At 42.2% G+C, this 4,115-nt stretch carries 5 protein-coding genes; all 5 read right to left on the bottom strand.

Annotated features, from left to right (window positions below; genetic code table 11):
• Positions 1–123: 123 nt before the first annotated feature.
• The 5 genes from AB7U36_RS19815 to AB7U36_RS19835 all read right to left on the bottom strand — a co-directional run bounded on the left by AB7U36_RS19815 (position 124) and on the right by AB7U36_RS19835 (position 3,977).
• Positions 124–1,068, bottom strand: coding sequence for a ribose-phosphate diphosphokinase (locus tag AB7U36_RS19815; RefSeq protein WP_428161364.1), 945 nt, complete (start codon positions 1,066–1,068; stop codon positions 124–126).
• A 299-nt stretch (positions 1,069–1,367) separates the two neighbouring features.
• On the bottom strand, positions 1,368–1,898 hold the full coding sequence (locus AB7U36_RS19820; protein ID WP_428161365.1) for a hypothetical protein: 531 nt from the start codon (positions 1,896–1,898) through the stop codon (positions 1,368–1,370).
• Positions 1,898–2,518, bottom strand: coding sequence for a recombination-associated protein RdgC (rdgC, locus tag AB7U36_RS19825; RefSeq protein WP_428161366.1), 621 nt, complete (start codon positions 2,516–2,518; stop codon positions 1,898–1,900). The genes AB7U36_RS19820 and rdgC overlap by 1 nt, the downstream gene beginning before the upstream one ends.
• Before the next feature lie 58 nt (positions 2,519–2,576).
• Positions 2,577–2,963, bottom strand: a complete 387-nt coding sequence (locus AB7U36_RS19830; RefSeq protein ID WP_428161367.1) for an OS_HP2 family (seleno)protein — start codon at positions 2,961–2,963, stop codon at positions 2,577–2,579.
• 18 nt (positions 2,964–2,981) lie between these two features.
• Positions 2,982–3,977 (bottom strand): radical SAM protein, encoded by a 996-nt coding sequence (locus tag AB7U36_RS19835; protein ID WP_428161368.1) that lies wholly within the window; start codon positions 3,975–3,977, stop codon positions 2,982–2,984.
• Positions 3,978–4,115: the final 138 nt, after the last annotated feature.

Here is a 4,115-nt window from a genome sequence, read left to right on the forward strand (position 1 = left end):
AGAAGCATCAGACAGCCAAAAAAAATCTGGAACTGCCTGCCTGCATTTATCAGGGAAATTGCCCTGCCCGGGGATCAGGCAACACCAGAAGTTACTGCAGTTTCTAACACATACTTCTGCCTCTTAGGGCTTAAAAAGCGCTGATACACTTTCTCCTGTATGGATGTGCTTGATGGCTCTTGCAAAAAGCGGTGCCACGGATAAGGATTTAAGCTGGGGAAACTGTTTTTCTGCAGAGATATACACCGTGTTGGTTACCACGATCTCGGATATAAAGGTCTGACTCAAATTTTTCACGGCCTGTCCGCAAAGCACCGGGTGGGTTGCACCGACATAAACCTTAGCCGCGCCTGCCCTTTTCAAAGTCTCAACGGTGCTCACAAGGGTTCCCCCTGTGGATATTTCATCGTCAAAAATAATGGCATCCAGACCCTTTACATTACCCACAACCAGCCCCTGCTGAACATTGGAATCGCTGAGCCGGCGTTTGTCAATAATGGCAAGGGAAGTGTCCAGACGGTTGGCAAACCGGCCAGCCCTTTTAGCCCCGCCGGCATCCGTGGCCACCACCACCACCTTTGACAGATCCAGAAGCGCTGCAAAATAATCACAGATTGTGGGCATGGCGGTTAAATGATCCACGGGGATGCTGAAAAATCCATGCACGGCATCAGCGTGCAAATCCATGGTCAAAACCCGGTCTGCCCCGGCAGTTTTCAAAAGATCGGCCACCAGGCGGGCAGCAATGGAAATTCTTGGTGCATCCTTTTTATCGGACCGGGCATATGAATAATAAGGAATAACAGCTGTAATCCGTTTGGCAGATGCGCTGCGCAGGGCATCCAGAGTAATCATCAGCTCCATGAGGTGGTCGCTCACCGGTGTGGTTAACGATTGGACCACGAATACATCCTCTTCCCTGACACTTTCCTTAATCTGAACAAATAAATTGTCATTTGAAAACCGGGACGTTTCCATAGGACTTAAAGAAATTCCGATATGCCTGCAGATTTCCGTTGCCAGATCCGGATTGGATCCTCCGGAAAATATTTTTAAATTATATGCCATTTTAGCTTTCCTGAAGAAAGATTCCAGTTCACATTTTTTAATACCAGTTTACAGGTCAAGAAACAAGAACTTGGAAATTAAGAAACAAAAGGATGAATATATTAGTATTATTTTAAAAAAATATAATAACAATAATAATTACGTCTTAAATGTTCATAATTAGTTTAATTATATGATATCATTAATTATTATAATATTTTTTATGTTAAACAGTTTGAATAAAAGATTTTTAAAAATACAAGGTATTGAAAGCCTGTTTTTTAAGGGTCCATAAAACAGGCTTTTTGAACAATTTTTTGTCAGGATTGAATCCACGCCCTGATACCCTTTAAATCCGATGTATTCCAGTCATCTGAAATCCTTTTTTCAATAAATTTTAAAAAAAGGGTGTCAATAACGTTGATAACCTTCATGATTAAAAAGGTTTTTTCAATAATTAAACCCTCTATTTCGTCTTCTGATGAGGATGTGTCAATGGTTGGTGTCTTTAAACCGGTAATATTGAAACTTTCACCTTTGATGGAAAATTTATACTCTTCTTCGCCCATCCTGCAGATCAGGTTTATATCTGTCACCCATGCCCCTTTTTTAAGGGCTGTGCTTCCTTCTTCAAGACCGGCCTGATCACCTTTAATGCTGATTTTTTCCTTTGATTTATCGCCCAGGTTGTTTTCCAGACTGATGGAATTGCCAATCTCAAGGGTTACCGGATCTTTTGAACCTGAAAGGGCTGTAATATCCTGGTCCGTTTCAACGAGGTACCAGATCCAGGTTAAAAATTCATTGCCCAGAAAGCCGTATTTATTATAAGCGGTAGCAATATCCAGCATTATTGAACACCTTTCATATTTAACGGGGCCAATGCCGACACCCGGTCTTTTTTATCGCTTGTAAAACTGCCTAATTTTTCGATCAGGGTGTATGGAAAAATCCTGATGGGTTTATGGTCAAAGGATTTGAAAAACAGGGTTTCAAACAGTTCATTGGCCGCCTTCTGGGTGGAAAATAAAATCAGGTTTTTGTTGTTATAATCCCATAATACATCATAAATATTTGGAATAAATGGCGTTTTATGCATCAGAATATCAATGACCATTTCCTTTATTTCAGCTTTTTCATTTTTTGAAATAAATGGTCTGCCACTCTCTTTCTTTTTTTTCTCCGTTTCAATGGCCATATGTTTCTGGATCAGTTTAGCCGGTATTGATTTTTTATCAATTCGCAGGGAAAAGGCAAAATAAGTTCCGAATATAAATGAAGCTGATTCAAAATCCGGATTGTACGGGGTTTCAAGCGGGGTCCATCCGGCTGAAATTTCATCGTATTCGTTTTCAATTTCAGGGATGGCGTTTTCAATCAGTCCCTGGCGGACACCTTCTGCAGCACCGTCAGGAAAATCACCGTCAATATAATACCGGCTGATGGAATGGGTGGAAGAAATTAATCCCATGGTAACTCCTGTTTTTTTTATGAAATTTAAATCTGAGGCCGGGTAAAACCTGGGAAAATTATTTCACGATTCCTTCTATCTGCAGTCTGACAGACTCTTCTCCAGGCGCATCGGTTCGGATGACGAGCTGCCGCTTGAATGATCTGCCACCATAGCCGGAAGTGTCAGCTTTAACATGTATGATGCCTGTTTTCCCCGGGGCAATGGTTTTTGGATAATCGGCAACTGTGCAGCCGCATGAGGTGACCACCCGCAGGATAGATAGTACATCATCCCCGGGATTACTGATGATAAAGTCATGGGTGACCTGTGTTCCTTCGGTTACGCTGCCAAATAAAAATACAGGTTCCTCCACCGCAATATCTGCACCGGCATATAACATGCCTGCTGCAGCCATCCATATCATACCGACTGTAAAAATAATTTTGATTGATAACTTTTTCATGCTATTTTTTTGAACCTTTTAAGGGTGAAGTTCTTCTTTGAGCATACAACATGCGATTTTATAGCGGGGAAATCCGTTATCATCGTAGGACAGATTTCCCGGCTGTATTAATTTGTTCATTACACAACCTTCGGGAATCTGCAAAGAGAAAAAATCCGTTTCATTAATTTTTGGACGGGGTATAAGTTCATTGTTTATTATCTCATAGGAATGAAAGGGAAAATCCTCACATAAAGGGCATTGATATACCCGTCCGTTGGGGAAAATAAAATAGTTGTCCGCCACATTGGCAGCACATTCAAACCTTTCTTCATGGGTGAGGAACACCTTGGGGTAGGTAACGATGATTCCCTGTTCTGCAATCTGTTCTGCGGTTTTGGGAATGATACAGGTCCATTCTGGTTTTAATACCTGGTGTTTTGCATTGGTGTTTTCCGATTCGCCCCGCAGACCCACCACCTGGATAAAAAACCGGGAAATTCCAAGATCCTTTACCAGTTCAGGAAGCTTTGGGACTTCATGAATATTTTTTTCAGAAACCGTGTAGATCATTGAGCAGGAGAACCCTTTTTTCACAGCACGGCGTATACCGGACATGACGGCATCAAAACTTCCGTCTCCCCGGATAGAATCATTGATTCCTTTGCTGACACCGTCCAGGGAAAATGAAAAAAAGTCAATCTGATTGGGTGTGATATTGTCCAGGATATTATGAAATAAAAAACCGTTGGTATCGATGGTGATGGATTTGAATCCCATGGATCCGCAGATGCCTATGACTGAAGCAAGATCCGGATGAAGGGTGGGTTCGCCTCCTAGGAAAATCAGGTTGGTATCCTTTGCCTTTGAAGAAAAGATGCCGAGCCAATCCCTGATCGTGTCCATGGAAAGGGTGTTGCTTCCATGCTGGTCCCGGTTGATATAGCAGTGGGAACAGCGCAGATTACACCGTGTCAGTATGTGAAAAAACAGATTGGTGCTCTGCCTTGAAAATGCAACGGTTTTTTTTTTCATTTTATCCCATACACTGTTTAGTAAAATTGGGATCAAAGGGCACGGGATAGGTTCCGTCAAAACAGGCCTTGCAGAAATTGGCTTCGGGCTCATTTACCCCGGACGCTTCCAGCATGCCCTCAATGGACAGGTAATGCA

The sequence above is a fragment of the Desulfobacter sp. genome (genome assembly GCF_050177295.1).

Coding starts and splice junctions, on each gene's coding strand:
- AB7U36_RS19815 (WP_428161364.1), bottom strand. CDS start 1,068: ATGGCATATAATTTAAAAATATTTTCCGGAGGATCCAATCCGGATCTG.
- AB7U36_RS19820 (WP_428161365.1), bottom strand. CDS start 1,898: ATGCTGGATATTGCTACCGCTTATAATAAATACGGCTTTCTGGGCAAT.
- rdgC (WP_428161366.1), bottom strand. CDS start 2,518: ATGGGATTAATTTCTTCCACCCATTCCATCAGCCGGTATTATATTGAC.
- AB7U36_RS19830 (WP_428161367.1), bottom strand. CDS start 2,963: ATGAAAAAGTTATCAATCAAAATTATTTTTACAGTCGGTATGATATGG.
- AB7U36_RS19835 (WP_428161368.1), bottom strand. CDS start 3,977: ATGAAAAAAAAAACCGTTGCATTTTCAAGGCAGAGCACCAATCTGTTT.